The sequence below is a fragment of the Paraburkholderia oxyphila NBRC 105797 genome (assembly GCF_000685075.1).
Lineage (GTDB): Bacteria > Pseudomonadota > Gammaproteobacteria > Burkholderiales > Burkholderiaceae > Paraburkholderia > Paraburkholderia oxyphila.
The window spans coordinates 1-22,388 of sequence record NZ_BAYD01000111.1; the positions used below are offsets into that span (position 1 = coordinate 1).

The window sequence follows — 22,388 nt, forward strand, 5'->3', positions numbered from 1 at the left end:
GTTTAGGGGGCGATTGCGTAACTTGACCTGAGTATATGAAGGTCAGGGGGCAGCGTTGCTTGATCGCAAGGCACTTCAGGCGTTGGGTTGCTGGACAGGTTATCGGTTGGCGCGTGCGGAATGACCGCAGGGCGAAGCCCGGACGCTGTCACTGTACCTGAAGCCGGTCAGCAAGCCCTTGTACTGCAAGCCGTGCGGGGCGCATTGCTCGCGGATTTACGAGGCCACGATTTGGCGGGTGCGAGATCTGCCGCTATTCGAGTACCGTCTTGACATTAGCCACCCTAAATGTCTCAGCATGTTCTGAGTTAAATGGCCAACTTCACGGCCTTTGATGCGTTGGATCGATCCGTTGAATCGGCCAAGCAATGGCTGTCTGAATGCGATGTCGGCGTAAGGGAGGCGCTAGCACCGCGAGCGTTCCAATTATGAAACGAAACGTATTGTTTTCCTACTATTTCAAGGGGCTAGCCGTCGATAGAATCCACCCAAGGTGTGATTTCAAATGAAGGCGTTGCAGCGCAGCGCAATCAAGAAATTATAGCCGACAGGGAATCCCCTGGTTGCTCACGCACCACCATCGGTGGCGCACATATCTGCGGAAAATACAATGTTGGCCAACTGCTGTGAGGTAACGACATTGCCCACGACATCCTCGCCCAGAAGTGAATCGACGCTGCTGGAAGAGCTGCGGATCGAGCGTCAACGAGGTGTGAGCCTGGTTAAGCAGATCGTTGCAAAGCTCGACGCCATGGTCGAGTCGGGCCGGCTCCGTCCGGGAACGAAGACCCCGTCGGTTCGCGAACTGGCTAAATCGCTTAACGTGAGCACCTTTACGGTGGCCGAGGCATACGAGGTGCTTGTCTCCAGAGGCGTGCTGAGTTCGCGCCCGGGCTCCGGATACTTCGTCACGTCGCGCGCCGCGCACGTGAAAGCACTGTCGGATGAGGCACCGGACAAAAGGGAAGCGGCATCCGGCTCGTGGCTGCCGGTGCTGGTTTGGAACCAGGACTCGGACCTGCTGCCGGTGGGTTCGGGCGTGCTTCCCCCCGAGTGGTGTAGCGAGAGCATGTTGTTGCAAGCGTTCAGGCAGGCCATCAAGATGCCCGCCGAGCGTCTGGTCGGCTATGGTCATCCGCTCGGCTTTCCGCGCCTTCGCCAGCTGCTCGCCCGCGGATTCACCGAGCGATTCTGCGCGGTCTCGCCGGAGCAGATCATCCTCACTAGCGGGGTTTCGCATGGCCTCGACCTCGTTGTCCGAACCATTCTGCAGCCGGGTGACACGGTATTCGTCGAAGAGCCCGGCTACTTCAACACGAACCATCTTCTGCGCAACTATGGCATCCGCATGCTCGGCGTTCCCCGGGGACCGGATGGACTGCACGTGGACATGTTGGCCGCGATGGCCGCGGAACACCGGCCCAAGGCGATTTTTCTCAGCTCGGTCCTGCAAAATCCGCTTTCGTCTACTTTATCGGCGCCGCAGGCCTACCGCGTTGTCGCGTTGGCCGAGCAATACGATTTCCTCATCGTCGAAGACGATATCTATCGCGATCTCGCGTCGCCTTCTGACCCCTCATTGGCATCGCTGGATGGGTTGAATCGGGTCATTTGCCTCGGCGGCTTCTCCAAGAGCCTCGCCCCATCCTTGCGGACAGGGTTCATCCTTTGCCCGAATCATCTGGTTTCCGATATTGTCCGGACGAAGATGACATGCGGCCTGACCACATCGGAATTGAATGAACGCTGCATACACGAGGTCTTGTCGGATCCGGGGCACCGCCGTTATATCGATCGACTGCGGATGCGCCTCGCAAACGACCGCGAGCAATTTCTTTCATTTCTTTCGGAAGTCGGCGTGACCCCGCTCGCCACGCCCCGTGGCGGCCTCTTCGTCAGTGCCGGATGGCGGATCGAGCCATCCGCCGAGTTCAATGCCGAACGGATCACAGCAGAAGCCAGGGCGGCAAAGATTGCCCTCGTGGGAGGGGATCTATTTATGCTCTCGCCATCGTCGGACAGCGTTTGGTTTCGCTTTAATGTCGCGCATTGTGGTTCGCCGGAACTCCAGTCCTTTCTACGAGGCGTTTCCGCGCGTGTGCCGAGAGGTAACGCCAGGAGTGGCGTATCGGCAGCGGCGTGACGGTCGATTTCAAGCGGCGCGTTTGCGTTGCACCGGTCGATCGTCTTGCAGCGGTTCGCCGTCCTTGAAGGCGATACCCTGAAGTAACAGCTCGATCTTTTCTGGGCCGTTGATACGGCGCCACGGTTTCTCGGCTTTCTCGATTAGCTCGAATGCCAGACCGAGATTACTCACTCGGGACGCGTAGTTATGCGTGCGCGTCGTGCTGTGGCGTTCCGAAGCTGCGCAGCTGATCCGTCCGAATCGAGGGCCGAGGCACTCGCGCGCGCCGGGCGCGACATGCTCGGCGGCATGGATGAGCTGCTCTATTGGCAGCCGCGCTTCTGGAGCGCCTATGCCTTGGTCGGTGGCGCCGGCCGCTAGCTTCCGGCCACACAGTCCGCAAGGCAATCCGGCGTGCCGGAGCGCGCGCGTTTCGGGCATTCGAGCCTCGGAGGGAGTCGCCCGTTGCCGGGTGATCGGCCGAAAACGACCGGGACTGTGTGGAAACGGTCGCCGCACGGAGCGATACGGACTTCACATCGATCACCTGGCCTGAGGCAGAGGTCCACTTGGCGCCGGCAAAATGGCGTTCCCGCCCCGTGCGACCGACGAGTGCGGGAAATCCATTCAATCGGGTAGTAGGCCTCTTTGCGTTACACGCTTTCGATATCGAGTCGACTTGTCGAGCGTTGGGCCGTCGTTCGCATTAGCGCGCTGTAGATTGCGATGGAGAGAAATACCCCAACGAACCACGCGTAGTTGTAAATCTCCTTAAATCCGCCAGGCACCCAGCCGAATGTCTGAGGAAACGCGGCCGCGAGAAAGCCGGGGAGATTGGGAAGGACGGAAATCCCCAACGCGATGAGCGCGGCCGGGTTCCAACCGTTCTTGAAACTATACTGACCGTGTTCCTCGAAAAGATCGTTCACGTCGATGCTACGCCGACGAATCAGCCAGTAGTCCGCAAGCATGATGCCAAGGACGGGTCCGAGCAAGGCACTGTAACCGATCAGCCACGTAAAAATGAAGCCTTGCGTGGACACAATCAGTTTCCACGGCATGACCACAATGCCGATTATCGCAGTGAGGTATCCGCCTCGGCTAAAGTTGATATATCGAGGGAAGATCGCGGCAAAGTCGTAAGCGGGACCGACGGTGTTCGCGGCAAGGTTCACGCACAACGTATCGAGTGTGATGATCGCAAGACCAATCGCGACAGCAACGCCTTCCATCCTGCCCGCCAAGTCAACGGGGTCCCAGATCGCTTTGCCGTAGATGGTGACGGTCGCCGACGTGACGGCCACGCCAATAAAGGCCAGGCCAGCCATCGGAAGTGGCAGTCCGATCGCTTGACCGATACACTGATCGCGTTGACTCTTGGCAAATCGCGTGAAGTCAGGGATGTTGAGCGCGAGCGTCGACCAAAATCCGATCATTGCGGTGAACGACGGCCAGAAGATCGTCCAAAATTGGCCGGCTTTCTTGCCTCCTTCGACAAACTGCGAGGGTGCGTTCAAGATCGGGCCGAAGCCGCCAGCGCGATCGTATGCCCACCAGAGCAATGCGAGAACGATGACGATCTTGACAGGAGCCGTCATGGTCTCGATCCAGCGAATCGACTCGGGACCGCGCGAGATGAAATAGAGGTGCATGGCCCAAAAAATCAGGAAACAGACCAGGTGTGCGGCATCGATGCCGATCCAGCCGATGGTCGGACCCACGAGGGCGCCATGGAAAAGAATATTTCCTATCGCGTAGATCGCGCTGCCCCCCACCCAACACTGGATGCCGAACCATCCGCAGGCAACAATGGCGCGAAGAAATGCCGGCAGCTTGCTGCCACGCGTGCCAAACGAGGAGCGGACAATCACCGCAAAGGGAACACCGTACTTCGCGCCGGAGTGACCGATCAGAAGCATTGGGATGAGCACGAGCGCGTTGCCGAGCAGAACGATACCGACTGCTTGAAGCGCCGACATGCCTTGATCGATCAGGCCAGAGGCGAGTATGTAACAGGGGATGCACATCACCATGCCGGTCCATAAAGCGGCATAGTGGCGCCAACGCCACGTGCGGTGAGCTGCATCCGTAGGGGCGATGTCCTCGTTCCAAAGATCGGAGCGATCGCTCGGTATATTTGACATGCTCAGTACCTCAAAGTTGAAAACCCACGTGGTTTGAAAATGTGTGGTGACGGGTACAGCGCGATTCGCGCGAGTCAAGTTCTCCCGCAAAGCGGCGTTTCAAGAAGCCTGTTCCCCGCGACTTCTTCGAATGCGCGCCGATCATTGCGCGACTGAATCGTGACAAGGATCGTCCATGTCTAAAATTGCAGAGAACATGTGCAGTCGGCGCTCTCGCCGCACAAGCGTCATGTGAGCCGGTGCAAACCGTCATGGCTGAAATTCCTTGACAGTGGGGCGGCCGAGGGTGGACTGATGCAACGGGAAACGTGACAGCCCCGTTTGGGCGACGATCCGCGATCCTCCACCGCCCGCAGGCTGAACGCTTCCACGGATGCCTGCACAAAAGGTCCAAATGGAAGCCGCCCATATGTCGTCGAACTGTCTTGGGCAACCCGTCAGTACGGTAGGACGGGTGGACATTCACGGTAGATCCAGAAACGGATGGCCGTATATTTCGAGTCATGACGGCCTGTCGTAATCTCGATACCCGTAAATTGCGAGCATCCCTGTTCAGGAGGGGCAAATGGACAGCACGTCTTCGTCTTTGCGCGCGTTGATCGACAAATGGTTTTCGCCCGCCACACTGCTGCGCGTTCGGCGGTTCACGATGTCTCCGCGCGGTGTTCCACGCTGCGTGCGCGTTGAGTCCATGGGAAATGGTGCTGAACGCGTGATTTTCTTCTTCCAGCACGGCGACGGCGTGTGGCGTGTCTATCCTCCAGACCCCCGACTCAACAGGTCGAGCCGGTATTACGCTGGGGTGTGACAGGGGATCGGGGCGACGTGCGATGGATTCGCACTGTGCTGCCCGTTGAATGTAGGAGGCTGAAATGAACCTTGTGGATATCGCACGGCAATGCGGCATGACCGTCGTTCTCGATGCAAGAATCGGCCAGGTCGAATATCACAGCGTACATGGCTCTCTCAACACGCTAGAACGCCTTGTCGATGCGATCACCGAATCACTGCGTGACCCGTCTAGCGGGAACGCCGCGTGCGCCGCGCCGCGAGTGAGATCCTAGCCTTTTGCTCACTGCGGGGGTTAACCCCGCACGGGCGCTTGATGGCCTGGCCTTCTGAAAGGCCGGCGACATGACGCTGCCGCGTCATCTAGCGTTTGGTACGTGCCCGGCATCCGCATCGAACAATGCAAAAGCCGAACTATCGACACATGAGAGAGTATTGAATTTTGCGGGGTATGCGCGCATGAAGTTGAAGCGAATAATCGTGGTTGGAGCCAACGTCGCTGGGTTTAAGGCAACGGAGACGCTAAGGCAAAAGGGTTTCGATGGGGAAATCCTGCTGGTCGGCGCCGAGCCGCATTTGCCTTACGATCGCCCGCCACTCTCCAAGCAGATTTTGAGTGGGGAATTGGCACCGGCGGCGCCGGCATACAGAGATTTGCCGTGGTTTGTGGATAATCGGATTGAACTGCTGCTCGGAATGCAAGCAACCGATCTGGATGCGGATGCAAGACGGCTGACGATTGGCAACGACGACATCCGTTTTGACGGCCTGGTTATCGCCACGGGCGCGCGAGCGCGCGAGTTTCCGATGGGGCGCCCGCTGGCCGGGGTGCACACACTGCGCACACTAGACGACGCATTGAAGTTGAAAGACGAATTGAAGCCAGGGGCCAGCGTGGTTGTAATCGGCGCGGGCTTCATTGGTGCGGAGGTCGCATCGAGCGCGTTGTCGATGGGCGCGAAAGTCACGATACTGGAGGCCGCAAGCGCCCCACTCACGCGCGTGCTAGGCGTGCGCTTGGGGAGAACTTTCGGCGAGATTCATGCGCAAAACGGCGTCAAGCTGATTTGCTCGGCCCAGGTTAACGGCTTGCGCGGAACGGAGCGGGTCAAGTCGGTGATGCTCGGCGACGGTACGGAAATCCCTGCCGATGTCGTTGTGGTCGGCATTGGAGCCGTCCCAAACATTGAATGGTTGGCAAATTCAGGCCTTGAGGTATCGAATGGTCTCGTATGCGACGCCACGTTGAATACGCGTCACGCGTCTATCTATGGCGCAGGCGATGTCGCACGGTGGCCGAACGCATGGAGCGGGACGACGATGCGCAGCGAGCAGTGGACGATAGCGGCGGACCAGGGAAGGCATGCCGCGATTAACCTGCTGGCCGGGCGCAATGGTGCTACGCCTTTTACGACTATCCCCTATTTTTGGTCGGATCAATATGGCATGCGAATCCAGTCGATGGGACGGACGGATTCGGAAGTGGTGATGCTGACTGGATCCCCCGACGCTCGTCCGTTCATTGGTGTGTATCGCGACAAACATCGCTTGGTTGGCGTGGTGACGGTAAATGCGCCCAAAGCGTTCGCGATCTTGCGCAATAAGATGAGTGAAAACGCTTCGTTCGAAGATGCGGTCAGAAGCGTCGAAAGATTCACGGTCTCCGCGTAGTTTGCGGATCAGTGTCATCCGCGAGGCGGCCCAACGTTCGGATGCGAGCAAGGGCAATGGGTGAATGGCGTCAACCAGCGGCGGCAGTTGGGTGACGTCGTTGCAATTCGGCGCTGTGCCAGTCGTGCAATCGTCTCCAGCAGGTTGCATCCGAACGAACTCCCTATTTTGTCGACAGGTCGCGCCAGCGGATACCGTTCCCGCGAGCGAACGGTATGCCAACAACTACCGTGCCTCTTCGCGCGCCGTCGATCTACCATGGCGAATAACTTGATGCCGGAGCTGGCACGCCGGAAACGCCACCCTATTGGGCAAGCAAAAGGACAAACAAAAACGACAAGCCCCGGCCAACATCACGGCCGGGGCATTGCCTCGACAACTCGCGTGGGGCGGCCAACGCCGCCCACGACCATCCCGACTTAGCGGTTCGACGGGAAGCTGAATACAGCGCCTTCCCGCACGCCGGCCGACGGCCAGCGCTGCGTGATCGTCTTGCGCTTCGTATAGAACCGCACCGCATCCGGGCCGTATGCATGCAGGTCGCCGAATAGCGAACGCTTCCAGCCGCCGAACGAGTGATACGCGACCGGCACGGGCAGCGGCACGTTGATGCCGACCATGCCGACCTGGATATTGTCGCTGAAGAAGCGTGCTGCTTCGCCGTCACGGGTGAACAGGCACGTTCCGTTGCCGTATTCGTGTGCGTCGATGAGCGCCATGGCCTCTTCGAGCGACGCGACGCGCAGCACGCCCAGCACCGGGCCGAAGATTTCGTGTTGATAGATCGGCATGCCCGGCTTCACGTGATCGAAGAGGCACGGGCCGAGGTAGTAGCCATTCTCGTGGCCAGGCACTTTCACGCCGCGTCCGTCGACGACGAGCTTTGCGCCGGCTTCGACGCCAGCGTCGACGTAGCCTTTGACCTTTTCGAAGTGCTGCTTCGTGACGAGCGGGCCCATGTCCACGCCCGCGCTGTTGCCCGGGCCGACCTTCATCTTGGCGATTTCAGCTTGCAGACCCGCAACCACCGCGTCGCCCGTCTGGTCGCCGATCGTGACCACGAGGGGGATCGCCATGCAACGCTCGCCGCACGATCCATAGGCCGCGCCCATCAAGGCACTCACCGCATTGCCAATGTCGGCATCCGGCATCACGATCGCGAAGTTCTTCGCGCCGCCGAGCGCCTGGACACGCTTGCCATGCGCGCACCCCGTCTTGTAGATAGTCTCCGCGATCGGCGTCGAGCCGACGAAGCTCACTGCCTTGATACGCGAGTCGGTGAGGAGCACGTCGACGGCTTCCTTGTCACCGTTGACCACGTTCAGCACGCCGGGCGGCAGCCCAGCCTCGAGCGCGAGCTCCGCCATCCTCAGCGTCGACGAAGGTGTGCGCTCGGACGGCTTCAGCACGAACGTGTTGCCACAGGCGACTGCCATCGGCCACATCCAGAGCGACACCATGACCGGGAAGTTGAACGGCGTGATGCCCGCGCAGACGCCGAGTGGCTGGAATTCACTCCACGAGTCGATCGCCGGACCGACGTTCTTGCTGTGCTCGCCCTTGAGCAACTCGGGCACGTAGCTCGCGTACTCGACGTTCTCGATGCCACGTTGCAACTCGCCCATCGCGTCGGCAAGCACCTTGCCGTGCTCGGCCGTGAGCAGGGCGCAAAGCTCGTTTGCATGTTCCTCGAGCAGCGTCTTGAAGCGGCTCATCACACGCGCACGTTTGAGCGGCGGCGTGTTGCGCCAGGCAGGGTATGCCGCCTGGGCCGATGCGATGGCCGCCTCGACCGTGGCATGGTCGGCGAGTACGACGCTCGTCTTCGAGATGCCTGTCGCCGGGTCGAACACGGGCTGGACGCGGACGCCGCCTTCGACGCGCTTGCCGTCGATCAGGTGGCCGACCGTGGACGTGAGGTTACTTTCATGTTTCATCGCTCAAACTCTCCTGTGGATTCATAGGTCGTAAATCGCGCGTCGCGCGTATCAGTCGACTTCGCTCAGTGCATCGGACAACGCGTTGATCAGGTTGTCGATTTCGTGCTTCTCCGAGATGAAGGGGGGCGCGAGCTGGATCGTGTCGCCACCGTAGCGGACATAGAAGCCTTTCGCCCAGCAGCGCATCGCGATCTCATACGGACGGCGCGCCGGCTCGCCCGGCACTGGGGCGATCGTCAAGCCGGCCGCGAGACCGATGTTGCGGATGTCGGCAATGTGGCGCTGACCTTTCAGGCCATGCACGGCGGCTTCGAAATGCGGTGCGAGTTCGCGCACGCGGCCAATGGCATCTTCCTTGTCCAGCAGATCGAGTGCCGCGATGCCCGCGGCACACCCGACGGGGTGCGCCGAATACGTGTAGCCATGCGGGAATTCGAGCATGTATGAGGGGCCGCCCGCTTCCATGAACGTGTCGTAGATTTCCTTTTTCGCCACGACGGCGCCGAGCGGCTGCATGCCGTTTGTCACTTGCTTCGCGAAGTTCATGATGTCCGGCGTGACGCCGAACGCCTCGGCACCCGTCATCGCGCCGGCGCGGCCGAAGCCCGTGATGACTTCGTCGAAGATCAGCAGGATGTCGTGGGCGGTGCAGATATCGCGCAGGCGTTGCAGATAGCCCTTCGGCGGCACGATCACGCCGCCGGAGCCCGAGAACGGTTCGACGATCACCGCGGCGATGTTCGACGCGTCATGCAGCGCGATCAGGTCCAGCAGGCGGTCGGCCAGGTCGGCGCCGTGTTCCGGCATGCCGCGCGAGAACGCGTTCGCGGCCAGTTGCGTGTGCGGCAGGAAGTCGGCATCGACCGCGTGGCCGAACAGCTTGCGGTTCGCCCCGATACCGCCAACCGAGATGCCGCCGAAGTTGACCCCATGATAGCCCTTCTCGCGGCCGATCAGGCGGGTCTTCGTGGCCTTGCCCTTCACGCGCCAGTAGGCGCGCGCCATCTTTAGCGAGGTGTCGGCCGTTTCCGAGCCGGAGCTGGTGAAGAACACATAGTCGAGCCCTTCCGGCATCCGGTCCTTGATCTTGTTCGCCAGCTCGAACGACGTCGGGTGACCGTACTGGAACGCCGGCGCGTAGTCGAGCCGCGCGGCCTGGCGGCTCACCGCGTCGACGATTTCGGTGCGGCCGTGGCCGAGGCCCGTGCACCAGAGGCCCGACAAGCCGTCGAATATCTTGCGGCCGTCGGCGTCGGTGTAGTACGCCCCTTTGGCCGACACGATCATGCGCGGCTCGGCCTTGAACTGGCGGTTTCCGGTGAATGGCATCCAGTGCGCGTCAAGCCAGTCTGCGTCGGTACGGATGGTACTGCCCTGTTGCTGAGTTGCGGTTAGAGCGGTCATGTTGGTCGGCGCGGTGCGCCCCTTCTCGGTGAACATGTTGCGGATTGTCGTGCCGCCGATTACTCTTTTAAATGTCGCAATATCAAATTTCACTTGCTCAATCATGCAAGCAAATGAATCGAGGAAGCCGAAGAGCCGCGCACTGCTCGGGCAGTTGAGCGATATGGACTTGCGGCTGCTGCGGGTCTTCAGGAGCGTTGTGCAGTGCGGGGGGATGGCGACAGCCGAGCTCGACCTGAACATCGGCATCTCGACGATAAGCCGCCACATCAAGGATCTGGAGACGCGGCTTGGCCTCGTGCTCTGCCGGCGCGGACGTGCGGGCTTCACGCTGACCCCGGAGGGCCAGACGGTCTATGAGGAGACGCTGAGCCTGCTCGCATCGGTGGAGGCCTTTCGAAGCCGGATCGACGGGATTCATAACCGGATGGGGGGGGAGTTGCACGTCGCCGTGTTCGACAAGACGGCGACCAACCCAAACGCGCGCCTAGGTGACGCGATTCGCCAGTTCACGGACGAAGCATCCGACGTCGAGCTGAACCTGCACGTCGCGTCAATCAACGAGGTCGAGCGTGGGCTTATCGACGGCAGTTATCACGTTGGGGTTATCCCCGCGCACCGCAGCTCGCGCAGCCTCATCTACATGAATTTGTTCGACGAGCGGATGCAGCTCTACTGTGGCGCCCAGCACCCGCTTTTCGACGCCCCGCATGGTCGTCTGACCTGGGCCGCGCTCCATAATCATGCGTTCGCCGGATTGGGCTTTCATTCACCGAACATGGAACTGAGCCATCGCGCCAAGCTGACGCGCAGCGCGACCGCGTTCGACCAGGAATCGATTGCAACTCTTGTGTTGTCCGGACGCTTTCTCGGCTTCCTGCCGGATCACTATGCAAAGAGCTTCGAACGCAAGGGGCTGATTCAGGCGATCGCCCCTCAACGGTTCTACTACGTATGCCGGTATGTCGGTATGCTGAGGCGTTCGCCGCAGCCATCGCGGGCGGCGCTGCTGTTCCAATCGTGTCTGGAAGCGGCGCATGCGGCGGCCGCAGTGGCCGTGAAGTGACTGCGAGACGCTTGAGTCGAGCAGGGCGGGTCGACGGCAGCCGGCATCGCAGCACGCAACGCGTCGCCGCCATGCCGGCCGGTTGTCGCCGCCCAGCCGCGGGCGGGGCGGCCCCGAAGTCAGCTCGCCTGACGCTCGGGGCCGGTGCGATATGCGCTAAAGCGCGCGGTCAGGCCGCCGCGAACGGATGGTGCGCTTCACCCTTGCGCGACACCACTTCGGCCGCGCGCGGCTCGCGCTTGACCGCACGCTGGATTGCCTCACGCGTGGCGCGGTAGTTGTAGTCCTGGATTTTCTGGTCGTTGTCGGCCAACCAGTGAATGAACACGCCGACGCTGACGAAGATATCGTCGGCTTCGTCGGCCGGAATCGTGCCATCCTCGACGCTGTCCGCCACCGCCATCGCCACGCCTCGTTGTGCCGGGCCGAACATCTGCACCGCCTGCTTCGCGCCCTTGATCGTCACCTTATTGAACATCACGGTGTTGGGCTTGGTGAGCAGGTTCGGCGCCACGACGGCGAGGAGCGACGTGAAGCCATCCTTATTGTTGGTGAGCGCGTTGCAGAACGCGGTCTCCGCCGCCGAGCCGCGCGGTCCGAGGATGAGGTCGATATGGGCCACCTCGTTGCCGTCGCCGACGAGGGATTCGCCGACCAGCACGCGATCAATCTTTGCCATAGTATTCGTCTCCAGTTGAAACACGGTTATGAAGCCAGGTTGTGACAGTGTTGGTCTAGCGAGCCGCGCGTGGCGCGTCGCCGTACCGGTGAATGGAGCGTGCGCGTCATCGTGCGTTGCCAGCGGCGCGCCGGCAACGGGTGACTGAATCAGCGACGACTCCGTGCAGGCGGCGGCGTGTAACGCCGACGCGGTGCAATCTGTGCTCGTTCGAAATGCGATCGATACCCGTGACCACGATGCTTCCTCCTCGTAACGGCGACCCGACGTGGTCAGCGCCGGATCTCGATGCGCCGCATCTTGCGATACAGCGTGTTACGCGTCACGCCCAGTCGCGCTGCGACTTTGCTCACATTCCAATGATGCGTGTCGAGCATTCTCACAAGCGCATCGCGTTCGGCTTGCAGGAGCGCGTTCAGCGCCGGGGCGTCGTCGAGGTTCGAATCGCTCGCGGATGGATCTTCGGCAAGCGGCGGTGTGGCGTGTCCAAGGGGCTGGCCATCGGAGGCATCCACGCCGCGCACGATCTCCGGGGGGAGATGTGCCGGCGTCAATTCGTGGCCGTCGCAGAGAGCCGCGGCTGTGCGCAGTACATTGCGCAGTTGGCGAACATTGCCGGGCCACGCGTAATTGAGCAGGATCTCGCGCGCCCGCGTGCCGATCGCGGTAGATACTTCGTTATCCTTTTCAAGAAGATGCTGGATGAGCGCGAGCTTGTCTTCGCGCTCGCGCAGCGGCGGCACGCGCAGTGTGATTCCGCTCAGCCGGTAATAGAGGTCTTCCCGAAACTGTCCGTTGGCGACCAACTCAGGCAGGTCGCGATGGCTCGCGCTGATCAGCTGGAAATCGACCTTGATGACGTCCTCCGACCCGAGCGGTGTCACCTCGCGTTCTTCGAGCACGCGCAACAGACGCGCCTGCAGCACGAGCGGCATGTCGCCGATCTCGTCGAGAAAGAGCGTGCCGCCGTTGGCTTGCAGAATCTTGCCGCGCCGCCCTTCACGTTGCGCGCCCGTAAACGCCCCGGCGCGATAGCCGAAGAGCTCGCTTTCGACGAGATGCTCGGGCAGCGATGCGCAATTGATCGCCACGAACGGATGGTCGCGGCGCGCGCTGGCCGCGTGCAGCGCGTTGGCGAACACGTCCTTGCCCGCACCGGACTCGCCATGAACGAATACCGCGACACCGCGGTCGATCACGCGCTCGCCGAGGTGGAACTGGTGGGCGAGCTGGCTATCGCCGAATTCGACGCGCGGTCCGCCGGGATCGCGCCCGGTGTTGCGCCGGGGCGCTGCGGCGCGCGCGGTGACGGGGCGGGAGCGCGAGACGGCATCGGCCCGGTTCGTGTCAGCGGAAGACTTGAGCGGCTCCTGCGCCACGGCGAAGAAGCGATTCGACGTATGTGCTCGATATAACGCGACCGGATGAAACGAGCTTTGCACGCTACGCGCGACGCTTTCTGCAAGCGATGTGTTGAAGAAGTCCGTGATGTGCTTGCCGGCGATCTCCGCGAGCGTGGCGCAACCCAGCTGGAACAACGCACTGCGGTTGGCGGACAGGACGACGCCGTTTGCGTCCACCGTGAGTCGTCCGCCATGCAGGGTGTTCACGAATTCGGGCCGGCTGTGGAAATGCAGTCTGTGCGCCTGTGCATGGCGAACGTCGAGCAGGCGGTTTTCGATCATCTGCCGTGACATCCCGACGAGCACCAGCGAATGCTGTTGCAGCAACGGTGAACGGCTCGTCACATCGAGCACGGCCACGATCGAGCCGCGTTCGTCGAACACGGGCGCGGCCGAGCAGGTGAGCGCGGCGTGGCGCGAGAAGAAGTGTTCGTGCTGGCGTACCGCGATGGCCTCGCCCTCGGCGAGACAGGTCCCGATGCCGTTGGTGCCGGCCTCGTCCTCGCTCCACACGGCACCTACGCAAAAGCCCCACGCCTCCACCTGCTCGGTAAAGTTGGGTGAGGAAACAAGGTGCAGGATCACGCCATCGGTGTCGCTCAGCACCACGGCGAGATCGGTGTCGCCGAGTTGCTGGTAGAGCGTCGACATTTCGAGTTTCGCGCAGTCGATTACATCGCCGAGGCGTTGCTGGCGACGCGCGAGTTCGGCGCTCGTTAGCACGGGAGGCGGACGGCACACATCGGGATGGAGGCCGTGCTCATTCACGCAGCGCGTCCACGAGCGCAGGATGAGGGCTTCCGGGCGGCTATGTCCGAGCCGCTCGCGCACCATGTTGTTTAGCGTGCCTTCGCAGGACAGGAGCTTTCCAGCATCCTCGGCATACTGGGTTGACTGCATGACATGAATCTCCAATAGCCGGAAGGGGCGGCGGGCGTCACCCGGCATCCGATCCATCCGTCGCGGACCTTCCCGCAGGTCTTGTCGAGGTGCGACCTGTCGGGTTGAGTTGCGCGAGATGTTCTAGCCGTTGCGCGGATGCGTTCTTCGAGCGCGGCCCAAAGGACCCGGATTCTTGTCGAAAATCCGGCCCACTAGCCGATGAACGGCGACCCAAAGCGGTGCTAACCGGCAACTTTCGAACGCAGTATAGAAGCGACGTAATCAGCCGGACATACACAGCGCCGGGTTTGATTTCCTACCGCATTTGGATATCGCGAATGCCGTACAGGTAGATATATCTGTACAGGTGTGGGTTGCGATGGCGGGCTGCCCTCGCAACCCGGCCGCTTGCGAACGAGCTATACGGTATGGCTTTATAAGCTGTACGGTTTGTCGGCTTCTTGCCATCTGTACAGTGATCGTATTTTGCAAACTGGATAGAGTGCGTCCTCATGCGTCTACGGGGCTGCGAAAAATCGCATCGGCTGTTTGTAAGGAATAGCAAATATTAAAGCGGTTTAGCTTGTCTGATTTCGATTGGCTTTTTATGCAAAGTTCTCGCGGGCATTAGTTAGGATGGTTAATATAACTAAGGAAATGGAAATGCAAAATCGGAAAGGATCTACGACGGTTGGATTGATTGCAGCTGTCATCTTGTCGGGTGCGTCGGGCGCCGCGATGGCACAAAGCAGTGTGACGCTGTATGGCATTCTCGATGTGGGCATTCAGTACACGACCCGTGCGGACGGGCAGCATTCCGCGGTCAATGTTCAAAATTACGGATCCATTCCGACGATCTATGGATTGCGCGGAACAGAGGATCTGGGCGGGGGCCTGTCGGCAATCTTCGAGCTTTCCCAGTCATTCAACATGAATAACGGGGAAGCATGGGTGCCCAATTCGGCGTTTGGATGGCAGTCCTATGTGGGTCTCAAAGGGTGGCTGGGAACGCTGACGGTTGGACGGCAGTTCTCGGTTCTCTTTGACGAGACGGTCACGTTCGACCCGACCTACTTCTCCGCTTACGGCGGGCAGGCACAGCTTAATCCGCTGTCCGACATTATCGAAAATAACTCGATCAAGTACGTGTCCAACAATTATGGAGGCTTCACGTTCGAAGGGCTGATGTCGATCGGGGGTGTCGCCGGGAATTTCCGGTCTGGGCAGGCTTATGAGCTGGGGGCGCAATACAACCGCGGCCCGTTGAGCGTGGGCGCCGTTCTGCGGAAAACGAACGGAACGGACACGGCAACCGTGGACGAGTCTGGGCTGGTCGAGAAAATCGGCACGATTGCCGCCGCTTACAAGATCGGGCCGGCCACGCTGCTCGCGGGGTTCCAACGTTTGACGGGAGATTTGTCGCCGTCCAAGTCGGTTATTTGGGGCGGGGCGCGCTATGACGTTTCACCGGCTCTGGAATTGCGCGCGGCCGCTTATCAGACGCTGTCGAACAATCCCGAGATTGGCGATCCGACGCTGTACGTTGCGGGCGTCGTGTATTCGCTGTCGGCTCGCACCTCGCTTTACCTGAATGCCGGCTATTCCCGCAATTCCGCTCACAGCTCCCAGACGGTCTATGAATATGGTGTCACACCGCTCGACGGGTTGGATCAGGTCGGTGTGATGGCGGGCATTACGCATAGGTTCTGATCGCTGCATACGCCTGATATCCATAATAAATTGCCGGAGACAGAAATGGGAAATCCCGCTGTTCGGTCGATTTCGATCGCCATCACCGCACTGACATTCGCCTTCGTTTCTAACCTGGCTTGCGCACAAGCCAACACAAACTCGGCCAGCGCGTCGGCGACCTTGACCAAGGCACAACGCAAGGCGGCCCGCAAGGAAGCGCGAGCGCGCAAGAACGCATCGTTGAAAAAGCTCGAGGACGCGGGGTATAACCCCGCCACGACGAATCCGGCAACTTACCCCAAAAATATCCAGGAGGCGGAGAAGAAAGCTGCGGATACCCCCGCTGCGGCCAGTCACTGACCGTGGGCCCATGCGCGATCACAGCGAAGCTGTTCGCCGTGATCGCGCAGGTTGATTCATCGAACTCAAGGGGCGGGGTATGTCTTCCAGTACTGCGATGCTGATCGCCTTTGCGGGTGGCGTGCTCGTTGCAATTCAGACGGCGATGAACGCCCATCTACGCAGTTTTGTAACCACGCCGCTGATAGCGGCGTTGATCTCGTTCGCCGTGGGGACGCTCACGCTCTGCCTGCTGGTTCTCGTCAACCGGAACGGATCCGGTTCGGGGCCGAGCGTGACGATGGGTCTGGCGCAAGGCATTCCGTGGTGGGCATGGCTTGGCGGTTTATGCGGTGCCGGGTATGTGGTCAGTACCATGGCGTCGGTGCCGCAGATCGGCGTCGGGCTCTGCCTGAGCTGCGTCGTTCTGGGACAGCAGCTCGGCGCCGTGACCATCGACCATCAAGGATGGATGGCGGTCGCACGAGAGCCGATCGGCGTGCAGCGGTTATGCGGCGTCCTGCTGATCCTTGGCGGAGTCTGGCTGCAGTCGCGGCGTTAGGGGGTTGTCTGGTAGCTTCAGCGTGGGTCCAGGGAATTTCGTCTCCTGGACCCACGCATCAAATCTTCTTCCGCAATACGACGGGCTTTCCGCCCTTGGTCTGCTTCGTCATCCAGGCGGCCAGTGCCGAATCGAGGTAATCGGCGTGTCCGGGGAACCACTCGAAGAGCGTCATACCCAGATTCCGGACGAGATCGGCACCTGCATGCCCTTGCTCGACGGCTTCCTTGACCTGGCTGACTGACTTCAACACGGCGGTATGTTCGTCGATATGACAGTCGCGCGGAGGAAAGTTCGTGGAGCGCATCCATTCGTCTTCCTGCGCGAAATGGCTGAGCGCATGCTTTTCGAACTGTTCCAACGCGGCTGCGGCGGTCGCATCCGTGCAGGCAACGAGCTGCAATGCGACGGTGTAGAACTCCTCGTGCACGTCGTCCATGGGCGTGAAGCCCAACAAGCGAGCGTCGGACCAGAGGAGGTTGGTGTCGTGGACGGGCGCGGGCGCCTCGACATCGTCGCCTGAAGCGGTGACGGTAAAGTTCTGGTTCTGCATTTACGTTATCTCCTGACGTATGGGTATTTCGGCCCCGGGGAGGTTGGCGAAACTGCCGCCCCGGCGCCGGTGACTTGCAGCGTGGCGAGCAAGCATCGTCGATGATTCAGCGCATGACGAGCAATGCCCCTTTGTCGTTCACCGAGATGTCGCCGATGAAGCGCCCGTTGACGCCTTGTATCGGCTCGGAGAACACGGCGCCCGTGCGCACGAGACTGCGTGTGAGCAGGCGCACGAAGCCGCTCATGTCGGCGTGATTTTCGACGAAACGGCGCGTATCCAGCGGCATTGGCGAGCCAGGCAACGGCAGCGAGCCGCGCTGCACCGCATACCCGGGATTCTCGCTCGTGCTGCCTGAGAGACAGACCGCCATGCGCGGCCCTGCGGCGCTTGTCGCGTGTAGGCGCACGGTGCCGGCATCGGCGTCGAGGTCCAGGACGCGATATCCGGCATCGACGGCCGTATTCACGTCGAATGGCCGCGTTTGCGGGGGCGGCGTGAACGCGCGAGGGATAAAAAACCGTTCCATCTTGTGTCGAACTTGAAGCGCGGTCGGGACTAGTGGCGAAGGGCTTTCAGCCCGGCACCACGGAGCGAACGACGTTCGCGCCGGTATTGCGTCCCTTGACGATTTCGAGCCTCAGAGTGGGGGCGACCAACCCGGCGTTGCGCACGGCCGCCACGGCATGGACGGCCTCGTCCTGCGAGGCGAGGATCGCGAAGCCCGTCGGGCCCCACGAGCTTTGGCCGATACCCGCGCAATAGTGTGCCCCGATCCAGTCGAGCACCCGCGCCACATGGTGGCTCGTGTACATGCCGCCCTGCGATGCGGCGAAATATTGGCCGATGCCGCTTTGCAGCTCGCTTACGCCACGGGCGAACGGTGCGAAGTCTCGCTCGGCGGCAGCCGGAAGAATCTGCATCAACGCGAGGTGACAGGCGTGGGCGGCGAGCGCCTGCGGAAATGGCGGCAGGCTGCCCATCGCCTTGCTTTCGGCGGGGCCGCACAAACCCGTGTCGGCGCTGTCGAGCACGAGGAGGACGCGCCACGCGTCAGGAAACGCGATGCGCGCCAGCACGGGCGGCAGATCCATCCTCGAACGCGGTCCGCCGTCGAGGATCAGTCCGCCCCGGTCGAAGCCCGCGATGCCGATTCCCGAGCGCGCGCCACGCGTGAGCGCGCGTGCGATCAGCGACGAGTCGAGTGCGATGCCGTGCAGCCGCGCGAACGCGTGGCCCGCGCAAAGCGCCAGTTGCGTGCCCGATCCGAGCCCCGCGTGCGCGGGCAGGGTGCGGCGCAGCCGCACGTCGAGCGGTGCGTGGCGCTCGCTCAGGCGCTTGAGCGCGCCGATGTGCGCGCGCACGCGCGGAAGTTCGTCGCTCGCGTGGGGCTCCGCCGTGTATCGATCTTCGACACCGGTGGCGAATCGAATGTCGAGCGTCGTGCTCATGCCGTCGATCGCGAGGCCGAGACTGCCGAAACGCCGGCCGAGCGTCGCGCCCGGATCGAGGAAGCCGAGATGGAGCCGCCCAGACGCATTCACGGTGACGGAACTGGCTTGCCTTTGGTGAAGTTTCGTCGCGGTAGATTGCATCATGAACGCGTCCTTGGCGCGGTTGGGAGACGATGGAACTGGGCCGTCCGATGGAAGTGTCATGTCGCACGGCTGTATAAGGCGTCTGCGCGACGCAACTGCGATCGGATCGCTGCGCGCGCGCCGGGTTGATGAAAGTGCGTCGCTCCCTCCGCCGCGAAGCGGGGGGAAATCGCTCGAAAGAAATGCCGGTCATACGTTTCGAGGGACGACCGGCAGTTGTCGATTTCGACGTCTTTCGGCGACTACGCGCGGTTTATTTCTGGGTGATGACGCCCTTCACGAACCAGTCCATTTTCCAGAGGTCCTTGTCGGAAAGCACCTGGCCCGCGGGCACGCGCAATTGGCCGTCGCGGTCAACGATGGGCCCTGCGTAGATCTGCTTGCCCTTCATGATGGCATCACGTTCAGCCATGATCATGGCCTGCTTGTCCGCCGGCACGGCACTGCCGAACCCGGCAATATCGGTGCCCCCGTCCTTCATTTCGATCAAGGCGCCGTTCGGGTTCGGCTGCCAGTTGCCCGCTTCGATCTTGCGGATTTCGGGGACCAGGAATTTGTCCCACACCCACACGGAGGAGCAAACGGTCGACTTGGGGGCATACTGCCTCATGTCTCTATGATGCCCCGTTGCATATACCCCGCGCTCCTGCGCAACGAGTTGAACGGTCGGGGAATCGGTGTGCGAGCCGAGTACCCCGTCTCCCTGGTCTATCAGGGCGGTCGCGGCCGCGCGTTCCTTCACCGGATCATCCCATGCGCCGGTGTAAATGACCGTGACCACCGCATTGGGATTGACCTTCCGCGCGCCTAGCTCATAAGCGTTGATGGTCCAGTTGACCACGCCGAACGGGTGGGCGGCGACGAAACCGAGTTTCCCGGTCTTGGAGGCCGCGGCTGCCGCCATGCCGCAAAGATACTGACTCTCGTATGTGCGGCCGTAAAAGGACTCGAGATTAGGGCCATTAGTCGTACCGGCTGCGTTCAGGAACGCGACGTCGGGGTGGCGTTTTGCGAGATCCTTGAACGCGTCGGAAAAGCCGAACGCGGTGCCGATAATGATGTTGTTGCCACGCTTGATGAGTTGCTCGACAGCGGGCACGACAACGGCGGTATCTTCGGGAATACTCTCGACGTAAGGAATCTTCTCGCCAAGCGCCGCTTCCATCCTGACTCTCGCCTCGTCGAATGATTGACTCCATCCGCCGTCATCCTTCGCGCTAAAGTACACCATGGCGATCTTCGGCTTTGCTTTCAGCGTGAAGCCGTCCGCATACGCCGTCGTGGCAACGCCACAGTAAGCCATCGACATCGCAACCAATAGAAAACGAGGGTTCATAAATCACCTTTTTGAATAACATCTGGATGACGACACACTTCTTGAAGCGTTCGGGATGAGGACGCTCACCGTCGCTCCTCGCGAACATAGGGTTCTCCGAGAGCGCATGGCATTTCATCGGCGCCACGGCGTGCGATGGCACTCTGGATCATCACGGCAAGGGTGATCAGGTATGGCGCACAAAGCACGTAGTACTGGGGAAGACTAATTCCGGCGGCCGCGAGCTGCGGGATGAGTGTCTCAATCCCGCCGAACAGCAGAGCACCAATCAGGGCGCGACCTGGCGACCAGCGTGCGAAGATCACCAGCGCCACGGCGATCCAGCCGCGCCCTCCCGTCATATCGGCGATCCACATATGCGTACTCGCCACGGAGATGTATCCGCCGGCAAGGCCCACCAGGCTAGATCCCGCCATGATGGCCAGAAACCGGATCCGCAGCACCGGCACGCCGGCTGCGTCCGCCGCCTGCGGGTTCTCTCCGACGGAGCACAGGCGTAGCCCGCCAAGCGTGCGCTTTAAATACCAGCTCACAAGCAGGAAAATCAGCGGTGTCAGGTAGACCACCAGATTCTGGTTGAAGAGGGAACCGAGCAGAGGAAGACGGGCCAGCGGTCCAAGTGCGATCGCTTGCAGGCCGGAGACCGGCCGATTGATCCATTCCGCCAATGTGCCGATCAGGCTGGTCAGGCCCTGGCAAAAGAACACGAGCGCCAGGCCCGCAATCACCTGATTCACACGCAACCATACGACCATCACGGCGAATAGCACCGAGACGGCGCCGCCGGCGATCATCGACATGAGCAGTGCGAGACCGGCATTATCGGTCGTGAGCTGCGTGCCGATGCCGGCCAACGCGCCGACCAGCATCAGGCCTTCGGCGCCTAGTGAAAGTACGCCGGCACGTTCGCTCACAATCAGGCCGAGGGCGGCAAGAGCGAAGGGAACGGCGACGTCCGGGACATTTCCAATCCAGCTGAAGAGCAGGTTCATTCGGTTATTCCCACGGGCGACAAGCGGTAACGAGTAAAGAAGTCCGATGCTGCAACGACGATGACGAGAATCGCCTGGATGAGCTGCACCATCGAAAACGGTATCTGGTACAGCACCTGCAGGCTGCGGCCGGTGACAAACAACGCGGCCACCAGCAGCGCGACCACGGCGGCCGCGATTGGGTTATTGCGTGCAAGGAAGGCGATAAGGATTCCGGAGAATCCGTAACCGCTGTAGAAGTCTTGCGTGAGCCGTCCTGCCTGGCCCGCGCTGACCGTGAATCCGGCGAAGCCGGCCAGTGCGCCCGAAAGCAGCACGACTCCAGCTACGACATTGCGCACGGGTACGCCCATCGCCTCCGCCGCGCGCGCATTGGCGCTTACGAATCGCACGTACATGCCGGCCCGGCTGCGATGCAGGAACCACCAGGCGGCTAGCGTCAACAACACAGCCAGCAAGATTGCGCAGTTGTATCCGCTGGCAATGTCGGGCAGGCGCTCGGCCGCCACGAAGTTGCGCGAATGGGGAAACGAATCCCTCGGGTCTTTCCATTGCCCATAGACCAGATTCAGCAGAAAGTTGGCCGCGACGTAGTTGAGCATCAGGGTGGAGATGATTTCACTGATGCCAAAGCGCATCCGGAGCAGCAGCGGCACCACGGTCCATAGCGCGCCACAAACCAGCGCCGCGGCGCCCATCAGCCACAACCGCGTTCCCGGTGTGCCGATATCGGCTAGCGCGACCGCGGTGGCACCGATGCCGCCCCACACCATTTGGCCTTCAAGACCAAGGTTCCAGAACTTCGCGCGAAATGACAGCGCGGCGGCGAGGCCCACCATGACCATGGGTGCCGCCTGAAAGAGGACAGCCCGAACGTTGTCGGGGTCACCTAACGTCTCCCCGATGAATTCATCGAAGAGGTCACCGGCCGAGACGCCGGCGGTCATCAAGATCGCAACGCAGATGGCCAGTCCCACTGTGACGGACAAGGCGAGCACGGCGGCCTGCTTGTGCCATGCGATCTCCTGGCGCAGCTCTAGCGCATAACGCCGTGACAACAGTGACATCCGGCGTGCACGCCTGGGCGTGGAGGTCGTGTCGGGTAGCGTGAAAGAGGCTGAAGATTCGCCGTCGAGCGATGGCTCAGACACACACACTTCGGTCTGATTGGGCGGTACGGTATTTGTCATAGATGCTCCAAGTTGAAGGAGTC

Annotated in this window: 19 protein-coding genes and 2 pseudogenes; 9 read left to right on the plus strand and 12 right to left on the minus strand. The window is 61.3% G+C overall.

The genetic code is table 11. The features are described 5' to 3' along the window. Window positions 1–55 precede the first annotated feature (55 nt). Together BO1_RS60800 and BO1_RS54725 are read left to right on the plus strand one after the other, a co-directional pair. A pseudogene (locus tag BO1_RS60800) lies at window positions 56–289 on the plus strand (ISL3 family transposase); the annotation flags it as partial. Window positions 290–610: 321 nt separating this feature from the next. Further along, window positions 611–2,143 carry an aminotransferase-like domain-containing protein gene (locus tag BO1_RS54725; protein WP_043288589.1) on the plus strand — a complete coding sequence of 511 codons (1,533 nt, stop codon included), beginning with the start codon at window positions 611–613 and terminating at the stop codon, window positions 2,141–2,143. Between the two features lie 9 nt (window positions 2,144–2,152). On the opposite strand, the pseudogene BO1_RS58430 reads toward BO1_RS54725, so the two are convergent. Continuing rightward, a pseudogene (locus BO1_RS58430) lies at window positions 2,153–2,374 on the minus strand (IS256 family transposase); the annotation flags it as partial. A gap of 404 nt (window positions 2,375–2,778) precedes the next feature. After that, entirely contained in the window at window positions 2,779–4,269 is a 1,491-nt protein-coding gene (locus tag BO1_RS39725; protein ID WP_028222325.1) for an NCS1 family nucleobase:cation symporter-1, read from the minus strand. A gap of 565 nt (window positions 4,270–4,834) precedes the next feature. Here BO1_RS39725 and BO1_RS58435 point away from each other — a divergent pair. The 3 genes from BO1_RS58435 (at window position 4,835) to BO1_RS39735 (ending at window position 6,729) form a co-directional block, all read left to right on the plus strand. Then, on the plus strand, window positions 4,835–5,077 hold the full coding sequence (locus tag BO1_RS58435) for a hypothetical protein (RefSeq protein ID WP_084688623.1): 243 nt from the start codon (window positions 4,835–4,837) through the stop codon (window positions 5,075–5,077). Between the two features lie 64 nt (window positions 5,078–5,141). After that, entirely contained in the window at window positions 5,142–5,333 is a 192-nt protein-coding gene (locus BO1_RS58440; RefSeq protein ID WP_084688625.1) for a hypothetical protein, read from the plus strand. Window positions 5,334–5,517: 184 nt separating this feature from the next. Continuing rightward, window positions 5,518–6,729, plus strand: a complete 1,212-nt coding sequence (locus BO1_RS39735; protein WP_028222326.1) for an NAD(P)/FAD-dependent oxidoreductase — start codon at window positions 5,518–5,520, stop codon at window positions 6,727–6,729. Window positions 6,730–7,148: 419 nt separating this feature from the next. On the opposite strand, the gene BO1_RS39740 is transcribed toward BO1_RS39735, so the two are convergent. Beyond that, complete coding sequence (locus tag BO1_RS39740; protein ID WP_028222327.1) at window positions 7,149–8,666, minus strand: CoA-acylating methylmalonate-semialdehyde dehydrogenase; 1,518 nt, start codon at window positions 8,664–8,666, stop codon at window positions 7,149–7,151. 51 nt (window positions 8,667–8,717) lie between these two features. Then, a complete protein-coding gene (locus BO1_RS39745; protein ID WP_028222328.1) occupies window positions 8,718–10,073 on the minus strand; it encodes an aspartate aminotransferase family protein in 1,356 nt (451 codons plus the stop codon). Between the two features lie 103 nt (window positions 10,074–10,176). Here BO1_RS39745 and BO1_RS39750 point away from each other — a divergent pair, with 103 nt between their 5' ends. After that, window positions 10,177–11,139, plus strand: coding sequence for a LysR family transcriptional regulator (locus tag BO1_RS39750; RefSeq protein WP_043288592.1), 963 nt, complete (start codon window positions 10,177–10,179; stop codon window positions 11,137–11,139). Between the two features lie 169 nt (window positions 11,140–11,308). On the opposite strand, the gene fae is transcribed toward BO1_RS39750, so the two are convergent. Then, window positions 11,309–11,818: a formaldehyde-activating enzyme gene (gene fae, locus BO1_RS39755; protein WP_028222330.1), complete on the minus strand. Its 510-nt coding sequence runs from the start codon at window positions 11,816–11,818 to the stop codon at window positions 11,309–11,311. Between the two features lie 272 nt (window positions 11,819–12,090). Next, a complete protein-coding gene (locus tag BO1_RS39760) occupies window positions 12,091–14,055 on the minus strand; it encodes a sigma-54-dependent Fis family transcriptional regulator (protein WP_043288595.1) in 1,965 nt (654 codons plus the stop codon). A 711-nt stretch (window positions 14,056–14,766) separates the two neighbouring features. On the opposite strand from BO1_RS39760, the gene BO1_RS39765 reads away from it, so the two are divergent. The 3 genes from BO1_RS39765 to BO1_RS39775 all read left to right on the plus strand — a co-directional run bounded on the left by BO1_RS39765 (window position 14,767) and on the right by BO1_RS39775 (window position 16,696). Continuing rightward, entirely contained in the window at window positions 14,767–15,813 is a 1,047-nt protein-coding gene (locus BO1_RS39765; protein ID WP_043288597.1) for a porin, read from the plus strand. A 45-nt stretch (window positions 15,814–15,858) separates the two neighbouring features. After that, window positions 15,859–16,155, plus strand: a complete 297-nt coding sequence (locus tag BO1_RS39770) for a hypothetical protein (RefSeq protein WP_028222333.1) — start codon at window positions 15,859–15,861, stop codon at window positions 16,153–16,155. A 97-nt stretch (window positions 16,156–16,252) separates the two neighbouring features. Beyond that, entirely contained in the window at window positions 16,253–16,696 is a 444-nt protein-coding gene (locus tag BO1_RS39775; protein ID WP_052409782.1) for a DMT family transporter, read from the plus strand. 58 nt (window positions 16,697–16,754) lie between these two features. On the opposite strand, the gene BO1_RS39780 is transcribed toward BO1_RS39775, so the two are convergent. From BO1_RS39780 to BO1_RS39805, 6 genes are all read right to left on the minus strand, one after another. Continuing rightward, a complete protein-coding gene (locus BO1_RS39780) occupies window positions 16,755–17,249 on the minus strand; it encodes a bacteriohemerythrin (RefSeq protein ID WP_028222335.1) in 495 nt (164 codons plus the stop codon). Window positions 17,250–17,355: 106 nt separating this feature from the next. Beyond that, window positions 17,356–17,778 carry a hypothetical protein gene (locus BO1_RS39785; protein WP_028222336.1) on the minus strand — a complete coding sequence of 141 codons (423 nt, stop codon included), beginning with the start codon at window positions 17,776–17,778 and terminating at the stop codon, window positions 17,356–17,358. 46 nt (window positions 17,779–17,824) lie between these two features. Next, window positions 17,825–18,847, minus strand: coding sequence for a beta-ribofuranosylaminobenzene 5'-phosphate synthase family protein (locus BO1_RS39790; protein WP_028222337.1), 1,023 nt, complete (start codon window positions 18,845–18,847; stop codon window positions 17,825–17,827). A 253-nt stretch (window positions 18,848–19,100) separates the two neighbouring features. Further along, the gene (locus tag BO1_RS39795) at window positions 19,101–20,183 is read right to left on the minus strand and encodes a BMP family ABC transporter substrate-binding protein (protein ID WP_028222338.1); all 1,083 of its coding nucleotides are present in this window, start codon (window positions 20,181–20,183) and stop codon (window positions 19,101–19,103) included. A gap of 65 nt (window positions 20,184–20,248) precedes the next feature. Continuing rightward, window positions 20,249–21,175, minus strand: a complete 927-nt coding sequence (locus BO1_RS39800; RefSeq protein WP_028222339.1) for an ABC transporter permease — start codon at window positions 21,173–21,175, stop codon at window positions 20,249–20,251. Continuing rightward, window positions 21,172–22,365 carry an ABC transporter permease gene (locus BO1_RS39805; protein WP_084688633.1) on the minus strand — a complete coding sequence of 398 codons (1,194 nt, stop codon included), beginning with the start codon at window positions 22,363–22,365 and terminating at the stop codon, window positions 21,172–21,174. The genes BO1_RS39800 and BO1_RS39805 overlap by 4 nt, the downstream gene beginning before the upstream one ends. Window positions 22,366–22,388 lie beyond the last annotated feature (23 nt).

What these genes read in the sequence shown, in the direction of transcription:
- BO1_RS39770 (WP_028222333.1), top strand. Translation starts at nt 15,859, where the DNA reads ATGGGAAATCCCGCTGTTCGGTCGATTTCGATCGCCATCACCGCACTG.
- BO1_RS39785 (WP_028222336.1), bottom strand. Translation starts at nt 17,778, where the DNA reads ATGGAACGGTTTTTTATCCCTCGCGCGTTCACGCCGCCCCCGCAAACG.
- BO1_RS39750 (WP_043288592.1), top strand. Translation starts at nt 10,177, where the DNA reads ATGCAAGCAAATGAATCGAGGAAGCCGAAGAGCCGCGCACTGCTCGGG.
- BO1_RS39780 (WP_028222335.1), bottom strand. Translation starts at nt 17,249, where the DNA reads ATGCAGAACCAGAACTTTACCGTCACCGCTTCAGGCGACGATGTCGAG.
- BO1_RS39745 (WP_028222328.1), bottom strand. Translation starts at nt 10,073, where the DNA reads ATGACCGCTCTAACCGCAACTCAGCAACAGGGCAGTACCATCCGTACC.
- BO1_RS39790 (WP_028222337.1), bottom strand. Translation starts at nt 18,847, where the DNA reads ATGATGCAATCTACCGCGACGAAACTTCACCAAAGGCAAGCCAGTTCC.
- BO1_RS39765 (WP_043288597.1), top strand. Translation starts at nt 14,767, where the DNA reads ATGCAAAATCGGAAAGGATCTACGACGGTTGGATTGATTGCAGCTGTC.
- BO1_RS39800 (WP_028222339.1), bottom strand. Translation starts at nt 21,175, where the DNA reads ATGAACCTGCTCTTCAGCTGGATTGGAAATGTCCCGGACGTCGCCGTT.
- BO1_RS39735 (WP_028222326.1), top strand. Translation starts at nt 5,518, where the DNA reads ATGAAGTTGAAGCGAATAATCGTGGTTGGAGCCAACGTCGCTGGGTTT.
- BO1_RS39760 (WP_043288595.1), bottom strand. Translation starts at nt 14,055, where the DNA reads ATGGTGCGCGAGCGGCTCGGACATAGCCGCCCGGAAGCCCTCATCCTG.
- BO1_RS39795 (WP_028222338.1), bottom strand. Translation starts at nt 20,183, where the DNA reads ATGAACCCTCGTTTTCTATTGGTTGCGATGTCGATGGCTTACTGTGGC.
- fae (WP_028222330.1), bottom strand. Translation starts at nt 11,818, where the DNA reads ATGGCAAAGATTGATCGCGTGCTGGTCGGCGAATCCCTCGTCGGCGAC.
- BO1_RS39805 (WP_084688633.1), bottom strand. Translation starts at nt 22,365, where the DNA reads ATGACAAATACCGTACCGCCCAATCAGACCGAAGTGTGTGTGTCTGAG.
- BO1_RS39775 (WP_052409782.1), top strand. Translation starts at nt 16,253, where the DNA reads ATGCTGATCGCCTTTGCGGGTGGCGTGCTCGTTGCAATTCAGACGGCG.
- BO1_RS39740 (WP_028222327.1), bottom strand. Translation starts at nt 8,666, where the DNA reads ATGAAACATGAAAGTAACCTCACGTCCACGGTCGGCCACCTGATCGAC.
- BO1_RS54725 (WP_043288589.1), top strand. Translation starts at nt 611, where the DNA reads ATGTTGGCCAACTGCTGTGAGGTAACGACATTGCCCACGACATCCTCG.
- BO1_RS39725 (WP_028222325.1), bottom strand. Translation starts at nt 4,269, where the DNA reads ATGTCAAATATACCGAGCGATCGCTCCGATCTTTGGAACGAGGACATC.
- BO1_RS58435 (WP_084688623.1), top strand. Translation starts at nt 4,835, where the DNA reads ATGGACAGCACGTCTTCGTCTTTGCGCGCGTTGATCGACAAATGGTTT.
- BO1_RS58440 (WP_084688625.1), top strand. Translation starts at nt 5,142, where the DNA reads ATGAACCTTGTGGATATCGCACGGCAATGCGGCATGACCGTCGTTCTC.